At 56.6% G+C, this 19655-nt stretch carries 18 protein-coding genes and 2 tRNA genes; 14 read left to right on the forward strand and 6 right to left on the reverse strand.

Annotated elements, in window-relative coordinates:
• The first annotated feature begins 64 nt into the window (after nucleotides 1-64).
• Nucleotides 65-1369, forward strand: coding sequence for an Nramp family divalent metal transporter (locus ACNT1W_RS11920; protein WP_259188629.1), 1305 nt, complete (start codon nucleotides 65-67; stop codon nucleotides 1367-1369).
• Nucleotides 1370-1422: 53 nt separating this feature from the next.
• Here the strand turns inward: ACNT1W_RS11920 and ACNT1W_RS11925 are convergent, their stop codons facing one another.
• Complete coding sequence (locus ACNT1W_RS11925; RefSeq protein WP_012006341.1) at nucleotides 1423-2169, reverse strand: SDR family oxidoreductase; 747 nt, start codon at nucleotides 2167-2169, stop codon at nucleotides 1423-1425.
• A 99-nt stretch (nucleotides 2170-2268) separates the two neighbouring features.
• Here ACNT1W_RS11925 and ACNT1W_RS11930 point away from each other — a divergent pair, with 99 nt between their 5' ends.
• The gene (locus ACNT1W_RS11930; protein ID WP_012006342.1) at nucleotides 2269-2646 is read left to right on the forward strand and encodes a winged helix-turn-helix transcriptional regulator; all 378 of its coding nucleotides are present in this window, start codon (nucleotides 2269-2271) and stop codon (nucleotides 2644-2646) included.
• On the opposite strand, the gene ACNT1W_RS11935 is transcribed toward ACNT1W_RS11930, so the two are convergent.
• On the reverse strand, nucleotides 2643-3548 hold the full coding sequence (locus ACNT1W_RS11935; RefSeq protein ID WP_112362383.1) for an ABC transporter substrate-binding protein: 906 nt from the start codon (nucleotides 3546-3548) through the stop codon (nucleotides 2643-2645). The genes ACNT1W_RS11930 and ACNT1W_RS11935 overlap by 4 nt on opposite strands.
• A 254-nt stretch (nucleotides 3549-3802) precedes the next feature.
• Between ACNT1W_RS11935 and hinT the strand changes: the two genes are divergently transcribed.
• From hinT to ACNT1W_RS11980, 9 genes are all read left to right on the forward strand, one after another.
• Nucleotides 3803-4153: a purine nucleoside phosphoramidase gene (gene hinT, locus ACNT1W_RS11940; protein WP_012006344.1), complete on the forward strand. Its 351-nt coding sequence runs from the start codon at nucleotides 3803-3805 to the stop codon at nucleotides 4151-4153.
• Between the two features lie 12 nt (nucleotides 4154-4165).
• Complete coding sequence (locus tag ACNT1W_RS11945; protein ID WP_012006345.1) at nucleotides 4166-4555, forward strand: YcfL family protein; 390 nt, start codon at nucleotides 4166-4168, stop codon at nucleotides 4553-4555.
• A gap of 27 nt (nucleotides 4556-4582) precedes the next feature.
• Nucleotides 4583-5170: a penicillin-binding protein activator LpoB gene (gene lpoB, locus ACNT1W_RS11950; protein WP_115182669.1), complete on the forward strand. Its 588-nt coding sequence runs from the start codon at nucleotides 4583-4585 to the stop codon at nucleotides 5168-5170.
• Nucleotides 5151-6020 (forward strand): phosphotransferase, encoded by an 870-nt coding sequence (locus ACNT1W_RS11955; protein ID WP_261098729.1) that lies wholly within the window; start codon nucleotides 5151-5153, stop codon nucleotides 6018-6020. The genes lpoB and ACNT1W_RS11955 overlap by 20 nt, the downstream gene beginning before the upstream one ends.
• A gap of 31 nt (nucleotides 6021-6051) precedes the next feature.
• Entirely contained in the window at nucleotides 6052-7071 is a 1020-nt protein-coding gene (gene nagZ, locus ACNT1W_RS11960; RefSeq protein ID WP_419246835.1) for a beta-N-acetylhexosaminidase, read from the forward strand.
• A gap of 72 nt (nucleotides 7072-7143) precedes the next feature.
• Nucleotides 7144-7686 carry an alpha/beta hydrolase YcfP gene (gene ycfP, locus ACNT1W_RS11965; RefSeq protein WP_012006349.1) on the forward strand — a complete coding sequence of 181 codons (543 nt, stop codon included), beginning with the start codon at nucleotides 7144-7146 and terminating at the stop codon, nucleotides 7684-7686.
• A gap of 332 nt (nucleotides 7687-8018) precedes the next feature.
• Complete coding sequence (locus tag ACNT1W_RS11970; protein WP_012006350.1) at nucleotides 8019-9323, forward strand: NAD(P)/FAD-dependent oxidoreductase; 1305 nt, start codon at nucleotides 8019-8021, stop codon at nucleotides 9321-9323.
• A 361-nt stretch (nucleotides 9324-9684) separates the two neighbouring features.
• Nucleotides 9685-10221: a glycine zipper 2TM domain-containing protein gene (locus ACNT1W_RS11975; RefSeq protein WP_012006351.1), complete on the forward strand. Its 537-nt coding sequence runs from the start codon at nucleotides 9685-9687 to the stop codon at nucleotides 10219-10221.
• Between the two features lie 291 nt (nucleotides 10222-10512).
• Complete coding sequence (locus ACNT1W_RS11980; RefSeq protein WP_012006352.1) at nucleotides 10513-10998, forward strand: RrF2 family transcriptional regulator; 486 nt, start codon at nucleotides 10513-10515, stop codon at nucleotides 10996-10998.
• 86 nt (nucleotides 10999-11084) lie between these two features.
• Here the strand turns inward: ACNT1W_RS11980 and sdeB are convergent, their stop codons facing one another.
• Both sdeB and ACNT1W_RS11990 read right to left on the reverse strand, forming a co-directional pair.
• The gene (gene sdeB, locus ACNT1W_RS11985; protein WP_012006353.1) at nucleotides 11085-14231 is read right to left on the reverse strand and encodes a multidrug efflux RND transporter permease subunit SdeB; all 3147 of its coding nucleotides are present in this window, start codon (nucleotides 14229-14231) and stop codon (nucleotides 11085-11087) included.
• A gap of 23 nt (nucleotides 14232-14254) precedes the next feature.
• Nucleotides 14255-15442 (reverse strand): efflux RND transporter periplasmic adaptor subunit, encoded by a 1188-nt coding sequence (locus tag ACNT1W_RS11990; RefSeq protein WP_261136211.1) that lies wholly within the window; start codon nucleotides 15440-15442, stop codon nucleotides 14255-14257.
• Between the two features lie 295 nt (nucleotides 15443-15737).
• On the opposite strand from ACNT1W_RS11990, the gene ACNT1W_RS11995 reads away from it, so the two are divergent.
• The gene (locus tag ACNT1W_RS11995) at nucleotides 15738-16094 is read left to right on the forward strand and encodes a helix-turn-helix domain-containing protein (RefSeq protein WP_012006355.1); all 357 of its coding nucleotides are present in this window, start codon (nucleotides 15738-15740) and stop codon (nucleotides 16092-16094) included.
• Between the two features lie 157 nt (nucleotides 16095-16251).
• Here ACNT1W_RS11995 and ACNT1W_RS12000 read toward each other — a convergent pair.
• Both ACNT1W_RS12000 and ACNT1W_RS12005 read right to left on the reverse strand, forming a co-directional pair.
• A tRNA-Ser gene (locus ACNT1W_RS12000) sits at nucleotides 16252-16341 on the reverse strand.
• A gap of 221 nt (nucleotides 16342-16562) precedes the next feature.
• A tRNA-Ser gene (locus ACNT1W_RS12005) sits at nucleotides 16563-16652 on the reverse strand.
• A gap of 411 nt (nucleotides 16653-17063) precedes the next feature.
• Here ACNT1W_RS12005 and ACNT1W_RS12010 point away from each other — a divergent pair.
• Together ACNT1W_RS12010 and ghrA are read left to right on the forward strand one after the other, a co-directional pair.
• A complete protein-coding gene (locus ACNT1W_RS12010; RefSeq protein ID WP_115182663.1) occupies nucleotides 17064-18566 on the forward strand; it encodes a peptide MFS transporter in 1503 nt (500 codons plus the stop codon).
• A gap of 126 nt (nucleotides 18567-18692) precedes the next feature.
• Nucleotides 18693-19634 carry a glyoxylate/hydroxypyruvate reductase GhrA gene (ghrA, locus tag ACNT1W_RS12015; protein WP_012006357.1) on the forward strand — a complete coding sequence of 314 codons (942 nt, stop codon included), beginning with the start codon at nucleotides 18693-18695 and terminating at the stop codon, nucleotides 19632-19634.
• Nucleotides 19635-19655 lie beyond the last annotated feature (21 nt).

Here is a 19655-nt window from a genome sequence, read left to right on the forward strand (position 1 = left end):
AGCCGATGCTACATTGCTGTGAGTGTTGGGTGAAAAATAACCAGAAAAAGATTGAGGGTAAATCATGCGTGATGCGGCAACCACCACATCGTTAACCGAACGAACCAATACGGCAATTGGTAACGCGCTTGCCGGGCGTAAGCGTGGTGCATTCACGCCGCTACTGTTCGCCGGCCCTGCAGTGATTGCCTCTATTGCTTATATGGACCCCGGTAATTTCGCCACCAATATTCAGGCCGGTTCGAAATACGGCTACAGCCTGTTATGGGTGGTGGTGATGGCTAACCTGATCGCCATGCTGTTTCAGGCGCTGTCGGCCAAGCTGGGTATCGTCACCAACCGCAATCTGGCGGAAATGTGTCGCGATCAATTTTCTCGTCCGGTGGTCATTGGCATGTGGTTGCTCAGTGAGGTGGCGGCAATGGCTACCGATCTGGCTGAGTTTCTCGGCGGTGCGATAGCGCTGGCGTTACTGTTCAATATGCCGCTGCTGCCAGGCATGGGGGTGACGGCGGTGATCACCTATGCCTTGCTGATGGTGGAGAAGAAAGGTTTCCGTCCGGTAGAACTGATGATCGGCGGCTTGGTCGCGGTGATTGCCCTGTGTTATCTGGTCGAGATGTTTATCGTGCCGGTCGATTGGGCGGCAGCGGGTATGGGCATGGTCACGCCGCAGTTGCCGGATGCACAGGCGCTGACCATTGCCGTCGGTATCATTGGTGCCACCGTGATGCCGCACGCCATCTTCCTGCACTCGGGGCTGACCCAGCACCGTGCGCCGGCCAGTGACAGCGGCGAGCGCCGTAAACTGCTGCGTTTTTCCAATATTGAAGTGGTGATTGCGCTATCTATCGCCGGGATGGTGAATATCGCCATGGTGATTATGGCCTCCAGCGCCTTCCATGCCGGTAATAGCGATGTGGCTGAGATTGGTACCGCTTATCATACGCTGACGCCACTGTTTGGTGCCGCCGCCGCCGGTATCTTCCTGATGTCGCTGATTGCCTCCGGGATTTCCAGCTCGGTGGTGGGCACCATGGCGGGCCAGATGATCATGCAGGGCTTTGTCGGTTTCCGCATTCCGGTATGGGTACGCCGCATGGTGACCATGATCCCGGCGTTCATCGTGGTCGCGTTAGGGGTTAATGCCACGGATGCACTGGTTTACAGCCAGGTGGTGCTGAGCCTGGCGCTGCCGGCGCCGATGATTGCTCTGGTGATGTTCACCCGCCGTCGCGACATTATGGGCGAATTTGTCAACAGTCGCCTGACCAGCCTGGTGTCAATCATCGGAACGGTGATTATTATCCTGCTCAATATGGTGTTGCTGCTGCAGACTTTCGGCGTTGCTATCCCCGGTCTGGGTTAACTGACAAGCCGTGCAGTCGTTGCTGTCACGGCTTGACGTCCAAACCATCACTGCTACAAATTCCCCACGCCGCCGTCGATCAACAACTCACTGCCGACCATAAAGGCGGACTCGTCAGACGCCAAAAACACCGCCGCCTTGGCTAATTCCAGCGCCGTGCCCATGCGGCCGATCGGCACCAGGGCGCGGATCTCGTCGCGCAGTGCTTGCTCATCGGCATCCTTCAACCCGAGCTTGCCCAGCGCCGGGGTTTCTGTCGGGCCGGGGCTGAGGCCGTTAACCCGGATCCCGCGCGGATGCAATTCACCAGACAGCGTTCTGGCCAGCGACAGCAGGCCGGCTTTGCTGGCGGCGTAAACGTTGCTTAACGGCAGGCCAATATGTGCGCTGACCGAGCCACACAAAATAATCGACGCCGGATTGGCCAACAGTGGCAACAATGACTGGATCAGAAAGAACGGCCCCTTGAGATTGATATCCATCAGCCGCTGATAGCTCTGCTCATCCCATTCCTGCAACGGGTGGTGGGTGACGTCGCCGGCGTTGATGTACAACACATCGAGGCGCGGCCAATGGCTGGCCAACTGCTGTGCCAAACTACGCTGATCAGCAATATCCCCGGCATCGCTGCGCAACAACAGAACCTTGCCCAGAGCTGCCCCCGCCTCGTCGAGGCCACTTTGGCTGCGACCGGTGATCGCCACGGTGGCACCTTCGGCAATAAACTGACGCGCAGTTTCCAGACCAATACCGCTGGTGCCGCCGGTGATCAACGCATATTTACCTTTAAGTCGTGACATAGCCCACTCCCGTTTGTTGTCGATGCAGGCATTATTTGCGCTATAGTACCTTTTGCATAGTAGGCACCTTTTGGATACTAAGGGACAAGGTGGGATGAAATGACCGATGCAGGGCGTTCGACAGCGGAAAAAAATTTAGCGGTGTTACCGGCCGCGGGCGAACCTTGCCCAATGGTGGGTTTTGTGAATCTGGTGGCGGGGAAATGGGCGATCCCGATCCTTTACCGACTGATATTGATCGACAGCCCGGTGCGTTTCAGCGAGTTGCAGCGTGCCGTGGCACCGATCGCCCAGAAAGAGCTGACACGCCAACTGCGGCAGTTTGAACAGCGCGGCCTGGTCACGCGACAGGTGTTCCCGGAAGTCCCGCCGCGTGTTGAATACCAGATTACGCCGCTGGGCAAAACGCTGCGCCCGACGCTCGACTCGTTGGCCAACTGGATGCGCACACACGCACCCCAGTTGATAGAAGCTTAGTCGCCAATGCCCGGCGGGTTGATGGTAGAGCGTGGGACCTTCTCATCGCGCTCGCCCCAACGGTCCAGCACCTGGCCGTACTCGCCGCTGGCGATCACCCCATTGATGGCGGCATTGATGGCCGCAACCAGACCGTTATCTTTTTTGGTGGTCACCGCCACATAGGCCACGTTCGGGCCAATGCCGACCATTTTGGTTTTGCCGGTCAGTGCCGCCTTGTAGGCGCCGGTAGAGTGGGGGCCGAAGAAGGCGTCGACGCGTCCAGACTGAATGCTCAGGTTGGCGGCGGCATCGTCGGTGACATAAATCGGTTGCACCGGCGCCAGGCCGTTGGCGCGGTTCTGTTTATCCCAGCCAAGCAGGATATTTTCCTGATTAGTCCCCGAGCCGACAATAACCCGCAGCCCGGCAATGTCCGCAGGTTGGTTGATTGAGGTGATTTTGCTGGTGGATTTCACATAAAACCCCAGCGTATCCACGCGGTAGGTGGCAAAATCAAACTTGGTCTTGCGCAGTTTGGTGACGGCAATATTGAAAATGGCGGCATCGTACTTGCCCGAACTGATCCCGAGCGGCCAGTCCTCCCAGGAGGTGGGCACCAGATTCAGTTCCAGCCCCAGGCTGTCCGCCACCAGTTGTGCAATATCCGGGTCGCTGCCAATCAGCGTTTTATTGTCTTCGGCAAACAGCGCCAGCGGCGGGGAGTTTTCAGACGCCACCGCTACGGTCAGCTTGCCCGGCACGGCAAAAGGGTAATTCGCCGGGATCAGTGCCACCGCGGCCGGGTTTTTCGCTGCACGCAAATGTTGCTGATTAGCCTGCAGGTCAATAATGCTTTTGGTTTCAGCCGCTACGTGGCCGCACAGCAGCAGCGCGCTCAGTACCAGGGTTTTGCATCGCATGTTGTTACCTATCCGTTTTTAATCATAGGGTTACTATTGGCGGCGGCAACAGGCAAGTAAAGCAACATTAGTGAATAACCAAAGTGAAAAAAATCAGATGAATGCCACCGGGCAACGCTGACCGCGGCGCGATTTCCCTGACCGGTTGTCTGATTCTGCATCACTCAACGCGGAAAGTGCGCAATCAGGTTGAAAGCAGTAGAATTTGTCACTCATACTGCGTACAGCTTTTTTTCCTCTACAAGGAACGCCAGATGGCCGAAGAAACGATTTTCAGTAAAATTATCCGCCGCGAAATCCCTGCTGATGTGGTCTACCAGGACGAACTGGTCACCGCTTTCCGTGATATTTCACCTCAGGCCCCGACCCATATTCTGATCGTACCCAATGTGCTGATCCCCACCATCAACGACGTTACTGTTGAGCACGAGGCCGCTCTGGGCCGCATGATCACCGCCGCCGCCAGGATTGCCGAGCAGGAAGGCGTCGCCGAAGACGGCTACCGTCTGATTATCAATTGCAATCGCCATGGCGGCCAGGAGGTCTATCATATTCATATGCATTTGGTCGGTGGCCGCTCCCTGGGGCCGCTGCTGTCACGCTAATCGAGGAAAATAATGCGCTATAGCAAACCCCTGCGTTGTCTGATGGCGCTGACGTTACCCGCCATCATACTGATGGGCTGTAGCAGCCCGCGTGGCATTGCGGTTAATGACCGCCAGACGGTAGTGATGGATTCGCCGGTGCTGACCGCGGGCATTCTGGCAGACAATCCGTCGATTTCGAATGCTTCCGGGCGGGTGATGGCGACTTCGGAACTCAGCAACAGTCAACCAACGCCGGTCACGGTGCACTATCGCTTCTACTGGTATGACGATCAGGGGCTGGATATACGGCCTTTTGAAGCGCCGCGCACCATCACTATTGCGCCAAATTCAGACGCCACCATTTACTCGCTCAATGGCAACCTCGATGCCAAGCGCGTGCGCCTGTATCTATTCTTGTAAACTCTTGGTTCATTGAGAGAGGGATTAATGAAAAAGTATCTATTTGTCGCGCTGGCCGCGTTGGTGTTAACCGGTTGTCTGTCGCGCCCGCCGGAGCCGGAACAACCACAACCGCCGGTAACCGTTGAGCCGGTGACGCCGCCGGTGGTCGAAGAACCACAGCCGCCGGTGACCGAACCGGTGCCGCAACCGCCAAAGATCCAGCAGCTCGATTGGCTGAGCAGCGTGCAGCCGCTGGTGAATCAGATGCTGAAAGCCGATGGCGTTAATCCGGGCAGCGTGTTGCTGCTCGACAGCGTGAAGAACAACACCAACGGTGCATTGCAGACTGCGAAAGCGACTTCCGCACTGCACAAGGCTTTGGCTTCAAATCAAACCTTCTCCATCGTGCCGGAAGCGCAGTTGGCCACCGCCAAACAGACGCTGGGCCTGTCGGCGGATGACAGCCTGGGTTCACGCAGCAAGGCGATTGGTCTGGCGCGTATCGTTAGCGCGCAGTATGTGCTGTACAGCGACGTCAGTGGTGATGTGAAGTCACCTACGCTGGATATGCAATTGATGCTGGTGCAAAGCGGTGAAATCGTCTGGTCAGGCAATGGCGCCGTTACACACTGAAGCCGCACTGCGAAGACTGATTGAGCACGAACTGCCGGCGGTGAAAACCGCCGGTTGTCGTTTCAGCCCGGTGCAGGGACTGACCGGTGAAAGCTGGCGGATTGAAGGTGAGGGCGTGCAGCTATTGGCTCGCCAGCAAAGCGCAGAGAAAAGCGCGTTGGGTGTCAGTCGCCGGCGTGAGGCGCGGGTGCTGTGTCGTGTCGGTAAGGACATTGGGCCGCAGGTTTTAGCGCAGAATAATCAGTGGATTATATTGCAATGGCTCACTGGTGACGTTGTCACTGAGGCGACTTTTACCCGCTTGAATAAGGACGGCAATCTGGCTGAGTTGATGGCCGGTTTGCATCAACGGTCGCCCAGTGGTTACCCGCTGAGCCTGCATCGGCAGTTTACTCGTTACTGGCAGCAGCTGGATCCCCGACGCCTGACACCCGCCTGGCTAAAGCTGCATCAGCGTTTTCTGCGTCGTCGGCCCCCAACGCCGTTAAAACTGGCTCCCCTGCATATGGATATTCATCCGGGCAATCTGATTGCACAGGGCCAAGGCTTGCGGCTGATTGACTGGGAGTATGCGGCCGACGGAGATATCGCGCTGGACATCGCCGCACTGTTTCGCGGCAATGCCTGGCCGCCAGCCGAACAACTGCGATTTTTGCGGCATTATGCTCGCATCGGCTACTCAAATTTACCCTTGCTGAGCGCACAGGTGCAGCGTTGGTTGCCGTGGGTAGATTATCTGATGCTGTTATGGTTTGAAGTGCGCTGGCAACAAACCGGCGATCCTGAATTTTTGCGCTGGGGCGCAGTGTTGCACCGGCGTTTTTGTTTAACATCCCCATGTTCTGAATAAATAGTGAAGTGAGGTGGCCGTGGGCCCAGTAATGTTAGATGTCGCCAGCTATGAGCTGGACGCAGAAGAACGTGAGATCCTGAAACACCCGATGGTGGGCGGCCTGATCTTGTTCACCCGCAATTTCCACGATGCGCAACAGTTGCGCGAGCTGGTACGCCAAATCCGCGAGGCTTCTCACGATAGGCTGGTGGTGGCGGTGGATCAGGAAGGTGGCCGTGTGCAGCGCTTCCGCGAGGGTTTCACCCGTCTGCCGGCAGCGCAGTCATTCGCCGCATTAAACGAAGTGCATGAGGGCGGGCGTCTGGCACAGGAGGCGGGCTGGTTGATGGCGGCGGAAATGATTGCGCAGGATATCGATATCAGTTTTGCCCCGGTACTGGATATTGGCCACGTCAGTGCGGCGATTGGCGAGCGCTCGTTCCACAGCGATCCGCAGCAGGCGCTGGTGATGGCCGAGCGCTTTATTCTGGGCATGCACAGCGCCGGGATGAAAACCACCGGCAAGCATTTCCCTGGCCACGGTGCCGTCAGTGCGGACTCGCACAAAGAAACCCCGCGCGATCCGCGTCCGCTCGCTGAGATCCGCGAACATGATATGGCGATCTTCCGTGAATTGATTAACCGTCAGCTGCTCGACGCCGTGATGCCGGCGCACGTCATCTATACTGAAGCAGACCCACGTCCCGCCAGCGGCTCGCCTTACTGGCTAAAACAGATCCTGCGTCAGGAATTGGGCTTTGATGGCGTTATCTTCTCGGACGATCTGTCGATGGAAGGGGCGGCGATTATGGGCAGTTATGCCGAGCGCGGCCAGGCAGCACTGGATGCCGGTTGTGACATGATCCTGGTGTGTAATAACCGCGCAGGGGCGGTCAGCGTGCTGGATAACCTGTCCCCGGTCAAAGCAGAGCGGGTGAAGCGGTTATATCATCGCGGTCAGTTCACCCGTCAGGAGCTGCGTGATTCTGCGCGCTGGCAACAGGCGCATAAAGAATTGAATGCGCTCAGCGAACGCTGGGAAGAGCACAAACAGCGTAATGCCGGGTGAACCCAGGACGTCGTAGTGCGGCGTAAATGATGAGGGCTGCGGCGCGGCCCTCCGTTTGTTGCGAGGATCCAGATGATTATCTATTTACATGGCTTTGATTCCACCAGTCCCGGCAATCATGAAAAGGTATTACAGCTACAGTTTATCGATCCTGACGTACGCTTTATCAGTTACAGCACCTTGCACCCACGCCATGACATGCAGCATTTGTTGAAAGAAGTGGACAAGGCGGTTCAGCAGGGAGGCGACAAACATTCGCTGATCTGCGGAGTGGGCCTCGGGGGTTTTTGGGCAGAACGTATCGGCTTTCTGTGCGGTATCCGCCAGGTGATCTTCAACCCCAATTTGTCTCCTGAACAACATATGCAAGGCAAAATCGACCGGCCGGAAGAGTATCGCGATATCGCCACCAAGTGCGTGGAGGACTTCCGTGAGAAAAACCGCGATCGCTGTCTGGTGGTGCTTTCCCGCCACGACGAGGTGCTGGACAGCCAGCTCAGTGCTGAACTGTTGCACAAATACTATGAAATTGTCTGGGATGAACAGCAGACCCACAAGTTTAAAAACCTGTCGCCACATCTGCAACGTATCAAGGCGTTCAAGACCCTGCCTTAACAGTTTCATAACCCCTGAAAGCGCCGCAATGATTGTTCTGAACAGACAAGAATTGCGGTATTTCTTTGCCTGAAAGCCCCGTTTTTCCCGTTGAGGGACAAAATTTAAAACTGTGATCTCGCGCTAACTATTTGAATCACAATCCTCAAAATTTCGCTTCGTCCAGGCTTTAACCAAAAAAGTTTGATGTACATCAATTTTGGTATGACCAAATAACCCCACATGCTATTCTGACTTCAGATAGCAGGTTTATTTTAAGCGAACCCTATGTATTCTAAGGATATTATTTCTTTACCCTTAGGTAACAATTGGTTCACATTTAGGGGGTTATTTTGACAACGCCAAAGAAAAAAATCGTCATTGTCGGCGGTGGTGCCGGTGGTCTGGAACTGGCGACCAGCCTGGGCCATAAACTCGGTCGTAAGCACAAAGCAGAAATCACGCTGGTGGACCGCAATCACAGCCATCTGTGGAAACCTTTGCTGCATGAAGTAGCAACCGGCTCCCTTGATGACGGCGTCGACGCGCTGAGCTACCTGGCACATGCACGCAATCACTCTTTCAACTTCCAGCTGGGTTCGCTGACCAACATTAATCGCGAAACGCAAACCCTGCAGTTGGCGCAAATCTGCGACGAGCACGGTGCTGAACTGGTTCCAGCACGCGAACTGCCTTACGACATCCTGGTGATGGCGCTGGGTAGCACCTCGAACGATTTCGGTACTGCCGGCGTGAAAGATCACTGTATCTTCCTGGACAACCCCCACCAGGCGCGTCGTTTCCACAACGAAATGCTGAACCTGTTCCTCAAGTTCTCGGCACAGCCAGGGCAAAAAGAGCGGGTGAATATCGCCATCGTCGGCGGTGGTGCCACCGGTGTGGAACTGTCTGCAGAGCTGCATAACGCGGTGAAGCAACTGCACAGCTATGGTTTTGAAGGCCTGGACAACAGCGCGCTGAACGTGACCCTGGTCGAAGCGGGCGAGCGTATTCTGCCTGCACTGCCGCCGCGTATTTCCGCTGCCGCGCATCAGGAACTGAATAAACTGGGCGTGCGCGTGCTGACCAACACCATGGTCACCAGTGCGGATGCCAACGGCCTGAACACCAAGGGCGGCGAATTTATCGATGCCGATTTGATGGTGTGGGCGGCCGGTATCAAGGCGCCGGACTTTATGAAGGACATCGCCGGGCTGGAAACCAACCGCATTAATCAGCTGGTGGTGGAACCCACGCTGCAGACCACGCGCGATCCGAATATCTTCGCTATCGGTGACTGTGCCTCCTGTCCGAAAGAGGGCGGTGGCTTTGTGCCACCTCGCGCCCAGTCGGCACACCAGATGGCATCCCGCTGCTTTACCAACATTCTGGCGCTGATGAACGGCCAGACGCTGAAGCCGTACGTGTATAAAGACCACGGTTCGCTGGTGTCTCTGTCCCGTTTCAGCACCGTTGGCAGCCTGATGGGCAACCTGATGCGCGGTTCGATGATGGTTGAAGGCCGCATTGCGCGCTTCGTCTATATCTCGCTGTACCGTATGCACCAGGTCGCTTTACACGGCTATATCAAAACCGGCCTGATGATGCTGGTCGGCGGCATCAACCGGGTGATCCGCCCACGGTTGAAAATGCACTGATAGTCTCCTGAGAACGACCCACCCACGCCGGTTCGCCCGCGTGGGTTTTTTTATGCCGGTCCCCGTGCGATAGGGCAGTTTCGGGCTGATTGTTCAGCACAATGTCCCGTGATTATGGGTAAAAATCTTAAGATTCCTCCTAAACACTGGGGGTAAGGGCGATTTCCAGCATCTTTGGTCACATTGTCTTATTGCGAGGTTCTGGAACATTGTGCAGACTTTATCTTGTTTACAGACGGCGCGTCGCGCACGCCGTAAACCGGAATACCACGTGCCGCCAATGCGCAAAATAATAAGCGCGGTGCAATGTCGGTAAAATCCCCGGTACAAATGCGTGGTAACACTTTCAGGAGGATTTCCTGTGAACAAGTCAATGTTAGCCGGTGTGGGTATTGGTATTGCAGCAGCTCTGGGTATTGCTGCGGTGGCCAGTCTTGATGTTTTTTCTTCCGGTCCGCAATACGCGCAGGTTCTTGCCGCAACGCCGATCAAAGAAACCATCAAAACACCGCGTCAGGAATGCCGCAATGTAACCGTCACTCATCGTGCGCCAGTGCAGGATGAGAACCGCATTGCCGGTTCGGTTCTGGGTGCAGTAGCCGGTGGCGTTATTGGTCATCAGTTCGGTGGTGGTCGTGGTCGTGATGTGGCGACGGTGGTGGGTGCCTTGGGCGGCGGTTACGCCGGTAACCAGGTGCAGGGTGCGATGCAGAATAACGACAGCACCACCAGCACGCAGCAGCGATGCAGAACGGTCTACGACAAATCACAGAAAATGCTGGGTTACGACGTGACCTACAAGATTGGCACTCAGCAGGGCAAGATCCGCATGGATCACGATCCCGGCACCCAGATCCCGCTGGATAAAAGCGGCCAACTGGTGCTGAATAAAGCCTAATCAACAGACAAGAATTAAACCCGCGGACAGTGTTAGTTCTGATCGTTTAACGCAGTTAAGCGAGCGGCATTAATATTGACGCGGGTTTCTGTATTCTTAATCCCCACCGTTTTATCCCCAGGCCAGTTCTGACGTGATTTCCGACCTAATGTATCCGTGCGATTTATCCGGGCATACCTTCAATAGTGCAACAGTGTTTGTTATATTATTGTGCAGTTGAGTGGGTGTGATGGCGTCATCTCGCACCGGCCCAGTCCAGGTATTTGGTCTCCCGGAGACAGAGATAAAAACATGTTAGATTTTCGCTTTCCGACTGCAATGCAAATGGTACTTAGCGTGGCCGTGGCTGAGAAGCTGGGCGTGCGTTCGACCAGCGCGGTGCTTGCCGCCGGTCTGGAAGCCAACCCCAGTTTTATCCGCAAGCTGATGGTGCCCTTGACCAAAAATGGCATCATCGTTTCGACCCTGGGCCGTAACGGCTCGATTCACCTGGGCCGCCCGGCGGAGCAGATCACCCTGCGAGATATCTATCTGTCCGTTATTGAAGATAAACGCATTTGGGCCGCCCGACCGGAAGGGCCGGCGCGTTGTCTGGTCAGTGCCAACGCCTGCTGGTATTTCAAGTCGGTGGTGAACGAAGCGGAAGAGGCATCGCTGAACGTGCTGGCGGGCTACACGGTGGCGGATTCCCTGGCCGAGCTGGAGCGGGGCGATAAGCGTGCCTGCGCGGCATATGCAATGCAAGACGTGAAAGACGAAGAGACAGCAGAAAAATAGTCTGCGGTAGATGCGGTATAAAGCATAAGACAAAGAAAAGCCCGGTTTAAAAAAAACCGGGCTTTTTTGTGGCTATAGTGGGCGAATTATTCCGCCACTGGTTGCCGCGTTTTGCGTGTCACCATACGGCGCAGCGTGACGTAGAACACTGGGGTCAGGAACAGCCCAAACAGTGTGACGCCCAGCATGCCGGAAAATACCGTGATGCCGGTGACGCCGCGCACTTCGGCACCGGCACCGTGCCCGAGGATCAACGGAATAGTCCCGGCGATAAAGGCGATGGAGGTCATTACAATCGGCCGCAGTCGCAGACGACAGGCTTCCAGTGCCGCTTCCATAATGCTTTTGCCCTGTAGCTCCAGTTCACGGGCGAACTCGACGATCAAAATGGCGTTCTTACAGGCCAGGCCCATCAATACCACCAGCCCCACCTGCACGAACACGTTGTTGTCACCGCCGGTCAGCCAGACCCCGAACAGTGCCGACAGCATGGTCATCGGCACGATCAGGATCACCGCCAATGGCAGCGTCCAGCTTTCGTACAAGGCTGCCAGCGCCAGGAAGGCCAGCAGCACCGCCACCGGGAAGACAATAATGGCCGCATTGCCCTGGGTGGACTGCTGATAGCTCAGATCGGTCCACTGAATGTTCATGCCGTTCGGCAACAGCTTGCTGGCCATGACCGTCAGTTCACTCATGGCCTGTGACGATGACAGCACACGCGGATCGGCATCACCAATCAGGTCTGCCGCCGGGAAACCGTTGTAACGGATCACCGGATCCGGGCCGTAGGTGGTGCTGATGCTGACCATGCTGCCAATCGGCACCATTTCCCCCTTATCGTTACGGGTGCGCAGGTTGGCGATGTCCTCCACGCTGTCGCGGAATTGACCGTCGGCCTGCGCCATCACCTTCCAGGTGCGGCCATAGCGGTTGAAGTCATTGATATAAGACGAACCGAGATAGGTCTGCAAGGTGCTGAACAGCGCGTTGAGCGGTACCCCTTGCGCCTTGGCCTTGTCGCGGTCAATTTTCGCGTCCAGCTGCGGTACGTTGGCCTGATAAGACGAGATCGGGAAGCCCATACCCGGAGTTTGCATGATAGCGCCCGACATGGTGTTGATTGCGGTTTGCAACGCGCCATAGCCCAGACCGGCACGATCCTGAATATACAGGGAGTAACCGGAACCCTGGCCGATACCGAGGATCGGTGGCGGCATAATCGAGAACGCAAACCCTTCCTGGATCTGCGAGATCTTGGCGTTAATCTCGGCATTAATTTGCGCCGCACTGCGGGTGCGGGTGCTTAATGACTCCAGCGCAAAGAACACGGTGCCGGTGTTGGGCGTATTGGTAAATTGCAATGCATTCAGCCCGGGGAAGGAAACCGCATCCGTCACCCCGTCGACGCTCAGGCCGATGGCGCTCATCTTGCGGATCACCGCGTCGGTACGTTCCAGCGACGCGCCCTCCGGCATTTTCACGCCGCCAATCAAATAAAGCTTGTCCTGAGTCGGAATGAAGCCACCGGGCACGGTTTTAAACATCACCCCGGCGGCGCACAGCAGCAGCACATACACCACAAATACCGCGCCGCGTTTGCCCAGCGCCCGGGAAACCCCACGTTGATAACGTTGTGAGCTGCTGGCAAAGAAGCGGTTAAATGGACGGAACAGCCAACCAAACAACCGATCAATCAGGCGTGATGGCATGTCTTTCGGTGCACCGTGCGGCTTCAGCAGCAGCGCCGCCAACGCCGGTGACAGGGTCAGCGAGTTGATAGCCGAGATCACGGTCGAAATGGCGATAGTCACGGCGAACTGCTTATAAAACTGGCCGGTGACCCCGGACAGAAACGCCATCGGCACGAACACTGCGCACAGCACGACGGCGATGGCGATAATCGGGCCGGACACTTCACGCATTGCCTGGTGCGCCGCCGCCAGCGGTGACAGACCTTCCTCGATATTACGCTCGACGTTTTCCACCACCACAATGGCATCATCGACCACGATACCGATGGCCAGCACCAGTCCGAACAGGCTCAGGGTGTTGAGCGAAAAGCCCAACAAATAGAGCGCTGCAAAGGTACCGACGATGGAGATGGGGACCGCCAGCAGCGGGATGATCGACGCACGCCAGGTTTGCAGAAACAGGATCACCACCAGAACCACCAGCAGCACCGCTTCGAGCAGGGTATCCACCACCGAGCTGATCGAATCGCGCACGAATACCGTCGGGTCGTACGGGGCTTGCCAGCTCATGCCGTCCGGAAAGCGGGTCGACAGCTCGGCCATTTTGGCCCGCACCGCGTTGGACAGCTCGATAGCATTGGCCCCCGGAGCCTGGAAGATACCAATCCCCACCGCGTCTTTGTTATTGAGCTGGGCACGCAGCGCGTAGCTGCCGGAGCCCATTTCAATGCGTGCGACGTCGCGCAGGCGAACGACTTCGCCGTTGTCGCCGCTCTTGAGGATAATATTGCCGAACTCTTCCTCGGTCTGCAGACGGCCCTGCGCATTGATCGACAGCAGATAATCACTGCGGGTCGGCATCGGTTCCGCACCCAGTTGGCCGGCAGAAACCTGCACGTTCTGCTCCTGCATGGCAGAGACCACGTCAGAGGCCGTCAGCCCGCGAGAGGCAACCTTGTTCGGATCGAGCCAAATACGCATGGCGTACTCACCGGCACCGAAAATCTGTACCTGGCCGATACCGGGCAGGCGAGCCAGCTCATCCTTGACCTTCAAAGTGGCGTAGTTGCGCAGGTAGAGCGAATCGTATTTGCCGGAAGGGGAGACCAGATGGACCACCAGCGTCAGGGCCGGGGATTGCTTCTGGGTCGTCACCCCTTGCCGCCGCACATCCTCAGGCAGGCGTGCTTCGGCCTGCGCCACGCGGTTTTGTACCTGCACCTGTGCCTGATCGGGGTCTGTTCCTGGGCGGAAGGTGACGGTGGTGACCAGCACGCCGTCAGAACCGGCCACCGACTTCATGTACATCATGTTTTCGACGCCGTTGATCGCCTCTTCCAGCGGCGTTGCCACCGTCTCGGCGATCTCTTTCGGGTTAGCGCCGGGGTATTGAGCACGTACCTGCACGCTGGGCGGTACCACGTCCGGATATTCGCTGATCGGCAGCAGCGGGATGGCAATAACACCGCCGACAAAAATCAGAATCGACAGTACCGCGGCAAATATCGGCCGGTCGATGAAAAAACGGGAAAAGTCCATGGATCAGGATCCTTTACTGGGGCTTAGTTAAGCGCGGAAGCGTCGGCGTTGATCGCCACGTTTTTGGCAGCGACCGGCATACCCGGCATAAACACTTTTTGCATGCCGTCGACGATCACCCGGTCACCGGCAGACAGCCCCTTCTGTACAATACGTAGCCCACCGGCCACCCGGCCCACTTCGATATCGCGTCGTTGCGCCTTGCCGTCCTTATCGACGATATAAACAAACTTGCGATCCTGATCGGTCATTACCGATTTATCGTTGATTAACATGGCATTGAACTCGGCGCTACCGGGCATCTGCACCCGGGCGAATAGCCCTGGAGTGAAGCGGCGCTCAGCGTTTTCCAGCAGGGCGCGCATGCGAATAGTGCCGGTACCGGCATTCAGCTGGTTGTCGGTAAAATCAACGATGCCCTGATGCGGATAGCCGTCTTCGCCGACCAGTCCGACTTTCACCGGCAGTTTTGTCGTGCGTCGCCCATCGTTTTGGTAACGCAGAAAAGTGGCTTCATCGACGTCGAAATAGACGTAAACCTTGTCGAGCGACACCAGCGTGGTGAGTACGCTGGCACTGTCGCCGGTAGTCACCAGGTTGCCGGCGGTGATCATCGCGCGGCTGGCGCGCCCGTCAATCGGCGCAATCACTCGGGTAAAGTCGAGGTTCAGTTGCGCCAGGTCGAATTGGGCCTGAGCCGCCAATACGTTGCTCTGTGCCTGTGCGGCGGAGGAGCGGCGTTGTTCCCACACCTCGGTCGAAATTGCCTGGCTGCCGATCAGTTTCTCGGTACGGCCGGATTCGCTGCGGGCCAGCGCTGCCTGATTGCGTGCCCGCACCAGTTCGGCCTGTGCCTGCTCACGAGCGGCGCGGTAGGTACGATCGTCGATGGTGAACAGCACCTGACCTTTTTTCACTTCATCGCCTTCGGTGTAATTCACTTTATCGATATAGCCGGAAACCCGAGGCCGTAGCTGGACGCTTTGCACCGCCTCGATGCGACCGTTAAAAGCATCCCATTGGCTGATGGGTTTTATCACCACGTCGGTGGTGCTGACGGCCGGTGGCGGGGGGGCCGCATTGTGAGCGACGCTGTTGTCACACCCGGCCAGCAGAGCGACCAGCAACGCGACGGCAGAGAGGCGAGTGCTGATACCGATGCCGCTTTGGCGACGGCGTGAATGGAACAATGAGTTTGGCTGGCTTGGCATTATTTTTCTTTCCAGTAGTAAGCACGATCTGGCGATACACCCGGCCCTGTTATCCGGGTAACTTCCCTGGCCTGTGACCGGCGGCAGAGCGGTTGCACCGGTCATCGGCGCAACGGTTAGGTTTTGAAACACATTGTTGTCACATTAATGTATCAATATCGGTTACATTAATTGGCTGGATTATAGAAGTGCCTCTCTGTTAAATGCAATAATAAAAATTGCATTTAATGCGAAACTGCTGCAACGTAATGGCATCGGGCAGCGGATCTACCTGCCAAGTCATGGGAGCGTCAGCATGAACAGCACGGGTTTTATTACTGATTTGATTGAGTGGATTGATAACAATCTGGAAGAGAAGCTGGATATCAACACCGTCGCGGGCCGGGCGGGGTATTCCAAGTGGCACCTGCAGCGAATGTTCAAACGCCAGACCGGTTACGCGCTGGGAGAGTATATTCGCATGCAGAAGCTGAGGGTCTCGGCGGAGCGCCTGGCCAACAGCGGCGAACCGATCGTCAGCGTGGCGATCTCACTCGGCTTTGACTCGCAGCAGTCCTTCAATCGCAGTTTTAAACGCCACTATGGTCAAACCCCGGGCGACTGGCGCCGTGGCGTGATGCAGCCATCCATGGCGGCTGGCCACACGCATTGAGGCGGATTGCCGACAACAAAAAAGCCTGAACTTGCGTTCAGGCTTTCTCGTAAAATATGGCGGTGAGGGAGGACTTGATTCGCTGCGCTCACCCTCCCGGTCGGTATGATATGCAAAAAAAAAGTCTGGAGGTTAATCCAGACTTTCTCTTTAAATATGGCGGTGAGGGAGGGGTTCGAACCCTCGATACACTTACGCGTATACACACTTTCCAGGCGTGCTCCTTCAGCCACTCAGACACCTCACCGTATTTTTCCGTTGCGTACTCACTGGTGCAACGGGGCGCTACTATAGGGAGAGAGGGCGATCCGGTCAAGCAGAATTTCGGCGTTTCGGTGCGTCCGCTTAAGCCGTGTTCGCTTTGCTGAAAACTGCGGCGAACGGCAGGGGCGAGGGGCGGCACCAGAATTCCCTGTCTCGCAGACAACAAAAAAGCCTGAACTTGCGTTCAGGCTTTCTCGTGGAATATGGCGGTGAGAGAGGGGTTCGAACCCTCGATACACTTACGCGTATACACACTTTCCAGGCGTGCTCCTTCAGCCACTCAGACACCTCACCGTTTTACTTCATCGCTAACGCATTGCGCTGTCGACGGGCGCTAATGTAGGAGAATCTGATCCCAGCGTCAACCCTCTTGTGACATAACCATGACCGTTTAGCTAAACTTGCAGCAATTTGCTGATTTCCCGAGCGATCGGCCGGCATGTCGCATCAATTGAGGGGGGAGACATGGCGTAAAATTATATAGCAGGCTAATATTTGAGCGCTTCAGTATGCGTTAGCTCAATATATCAGCAACAGTGAAGTCCATAGTGCTGTTATATGCATTAATACTGGATTATTAGTCATATGTGTCGCTAAATGGAAAGGTGCTGGCGCGGGGTTTTGGCAAGGATTATCACACCGCCGCGCAGGTTGCCGGGCAACGACCCGGCGATAAGCAGACAGGGATTGATCTATCAAATAATAATGCAGCAGAGGTTCACTTTGACTTCGTCAGATTCCACACCGACGGCGCCACAACGCCATGCCATCCCCCCGGGAGCCGGGGCACTGTTCTTTATCCAAATCTTCGCCACGCTGGGTTTTGCCGTGCTGTACTCCACGTTGGTACTGTACGCCACCAAGCGTTTGGGCTTCAGCGAAACGAACGCTAACGCCATGATGGGCGTATTCGGGGCGTTCAACTACGGCTTGCATATGTTCGGCGGCTATCTGGGTGGGCGCTTCCTCAGCAACCGCAACCTGTTCGTACTGGGTATGGTGCTGCAGGTGATTGGCTGCGCGTTGATCGCCGTGGCGGGTGTCTGGGGACTTTACTGGGGCCTGGCGATGTTCCTGACCGGCAGTGGGCTGAACGTCACCTGCATTAATATGATGTTGACCCAGCGTTTTAAGCCGGACGACGATCGGCGTGAATCTGCCTTCCTGTGGAACTATGCCGGGATGAACCTGGGGTTCTTTGTCGGTTTTACCGTCGCCGGCTATTTCCAACTGACCGAAAACTACCGCGCGTTGTTCCTGTTCGCCACTCTGGGCAATGCGGCGGCAATTATCGTTGCCGTCAGCCGTTGGCGCATTCTGGCCGATCTCAACACACCATTGCATGACGCCAGCCGTGGAGAATATCGCTGGCGCATGCTGGTCGGGTTAGCGGTATTGGTGGTGTTGGTGCCTATTATCCGCGTGATGCTGACCCACGCCGAGTTTAGCGGTCACTTCGTCATTGGCCTCGGCGTGCTGATTTTCCTGATGCTGTGCGTGGTCACGTTACGTCATCATCCGCGTGATGAACGTCGCCGGATGACCGCTTATCTGATCCTGGCATTGGGGTCACTGGTGTTTTGGTCGCTGTATCAGTTGGCGCCAATGGGGCTGATGCTGTTCTCCGAGCACAACATCAATTTGAATGTCTACGGCATTCAGGTGGCACCGCAATGGATCCAGAACATCAATACGTTGGTGATCGTGGTCGGTGGGCCGCTGATGGCCTGGTGGTTCAATCGCCTGCGCGCCCGTGGCTGCAAAATCGACATTCCCATGCAGTTTTCCGGTTCGCTGTTTTGTATCGGGCTGGGTATGCTGGTCTTGCCGTTGGGTATCAGCCTGGCCGGCGGTGACGGGCTGGTGGCGTTTAAATGGATTGCCATCAGTTATGTGCTGCAGAGCATCGGTGAACTGATGATTTCCCCGATCGGCTACGCGATGATCGGCAAACTGGCTCCCCCGCGCTATCAGGGGGTGATGATGGGCTGCTGGATGATGGTCACCGGCGTCGCTTCGGTATTGGCGGGCTACGTCTCGGGCCTGATGCCGGAAAACAGCGGCAGTACCCCGGTGTTGACCAACCCCGGTTACAGCGAGGTGTTTAGCGTACTGGGCTGGGGAGCCGCAGGTGTCGGCGTGGTGATGCTGATTTTGATCCCGCTGCTGCGCCGCCTAATCAGGCACGACACCCCGGTCGCAGCCTGAGAGCCCGCCGTATGAACACAGCCCCACTGGTCGGGGCTGTTTTCGTTTTGGGCTTTAACGCTTGCATCTGCCGACGAATCGCGGAAGTCTGGATGGAAATAGATAAAAACAGACGGAGTCGCGAAGATGAACATCATTTTTTACCACCCTTTCTTTAATGCCGAGGAATGGCTGGCAGGCCTGTCACAGCGCCTGCCGCAAGCGCAGGTTCGTGCCTGGCAACCGGGCGATGATCGTCCGGCAGATTACGCGTTGGTGTGGCGGCCACCCCATGAGATGTTGGCTAACCGTGGTCGGTTGAAAGGCGTGTTTGCCCTCGGTGCCGGCGTCGATGCCATCCTGGAGCAAGAACGTGCTTACCCCGGTACCCTGCCGGCAGGTGTGCCGTTGCTGCGCCTTGAAGATACCGGCATGGCGCAACAGATGCAGGAATATGCCCTGAGCTACGTACTGCGCTATTTCCGCCGTTTTGATGAATACCAACTGTTGCAACAGCAGCAAGAGTGGCGGCCGCTCGATCCCCATCAGCAGGATAACTTCACTATTGGCATTCTCGGTGCCGGGGTGTTGGGCAAAAGCGTGGCGCAGAAGCTGACGGCGTTTGGTTTTAACGTGCGTTGCTGGAGCCGTAGCCCCAAACAAATCGACGGCGTGCAGAGCTTTGCCGGGGCCGAACAGCGCGCCGCGTTTCTCGATGGTGTGCAATTGCTGATCAATCTGCTGCCCAATACGCCGGAAACCGCCGGGATCCTCAATCAGCAACTGTTCGCGCATTTGGCGCCGGGGGCTTATCTGATCAACCTGGCACGGGGTGCGCATTTGGTTGAGGACGATCTGTTGCAGGCGCTGGAGCAAGGCCAACTTGCCGCCGCCACGCTGGATGTGTTCGTCACCGAGCCGCTGCCGCAGGCGCATCCGTTCTGGCGTCATCCGCGTGTCACCATTACCCCGCATATTGCTGCCATCACCTTGCCGCAAGCGGCGATGGATCAGATAGCGGCGAACATTCTCGCGCTTGAGGCCGGACAAACACCGGCCGGAGTGGTAGATGTGCTGCTCGGTTACTGACCTTCCGGTGATGCACCTGCT

Origin of the sequence: Serratia sp. NFX21, from assembly GCF_048517035.1 — a bacterium.
GTDB lineage: Bacteria > Pseudomonadota > Gammaproteobacteria > Enterobacterales > Enterobacteriaceae > Serratia > Serratia quinivorans.

Excerpts from the sequence above, each read along its gene's own strand:
- ACNT1W_RS11945 (WP_012006345.1), top strand. The coding sequence starts at position 4,166 with ATGCGCTATAGCAAACCCCTGCGTTGTCTGATGGCGCTGACGTTACCC.
- ACNT1W_RS12010 (WP_115182663.1), top strand. The coding sequence starts at position 17,064 with ATGCAGCAGAGGTTCACTTTGACTTCGTCAGATTCCACACCGACGGCG.
- sdeB (WP_012006353.1), bottom strand. The coding sequence starts at position 14,231 with ATGGACTTTTCCCGTTTTTTCATCGACCGGCCGATATTTGCCGCGGTA.
- ACNT1W_RS11995 (WP_012006355.1), top strand. The coding sequence starts at position 15,738 with ATGAACAGCACGGGTTTTATTACTGATTTGATTGAGTGGATTGATAAC.
- lpoB (WP_115182669.1), top strand. The coding sequence starts at position 4,583 with ATGAAAAAGTATCTATTTGTCGCGCTGGCCGCGTTGGTGTTAACCGGT.
- ACNT1W_RS11930 (WP_012006342.1), top strand. The coding sequence starts at position 2,269 with ATGACCGATGCAGGGCGTTCGACAGCGGAAAAAAATTTAGCGGTGTTA.
- ghrA (WP_012006357.1), top strand. The coding sequence starts at position 18,693 with ATGAACATCATTTTTTACCACCCTTTCTTTAATGCCGAGGAATGGCTG.
- ACNT1W_RS11920 (WP_259188629.1), top strand. The coding sequence starts at position 65 with ATGCGTGATGCGGCAACCACCACATCGTTAACCGAACGAACCAATACG.
- hinT (WP_012006344.1), top strand. The coding sequence starts at position 3,803 with ATGGCCGAAGAAACGATTTTCAGTAAAATTATCCGCCGCGAAATCCCT.
- ycfP (WP_012006349.1), top strand. The coding sequence starts at position 7,144 with ATGATTATCTATTTACATGGCTTTGATTCCACCAGTCCCGGCAATCAT.
- ACNT1W_RS11980 (WP_012006352.1), top strand. The coding sequence starts at position 10,513 with ATGTTAGATTTTCGCTTTCCGACTGCAATGCAAATGGTACTTAGCGTG.
- ACNT1W_RS11935 (WP_112362383.1), bottom strand. The coding sequence starts at position 3,548 with ATGCGATGCAAAACCCTGGTACTGAGCGCGCTGCTGCTGTGCGGCCAC.
- nagZ (WP_419246835.1), top strand. The coding sequence starts at position 6,052 with ATGTTAGATGTCGCCAGCTATGAGCTGGACGCAGAAGAACGTGAGATC.
- ACNT1W_RS11925 (WP_012006341.1), bottom strand. The coding sequence starts at position 2,169 with ATGTCACGACTTAAAGGTAAATATGCGTTGATCACCGGCGGCACCAGC.
- ACNT1W_RS11990 (WP_261136211.1), bottom strand. The coding sequence starts at position 15,442 with ATGCCAAGCCAGCCAAACTCATTGTTCCATTCACGCCGTCGCCAAAGC.
- ACNT1W_RS11955 (WP_261098729.1), top strand. The coding sequence starts at position 5,151 with ATGGCGCCGTTACACACTGAAGCCGCACTGCGAAGACTGATTGAGCAC.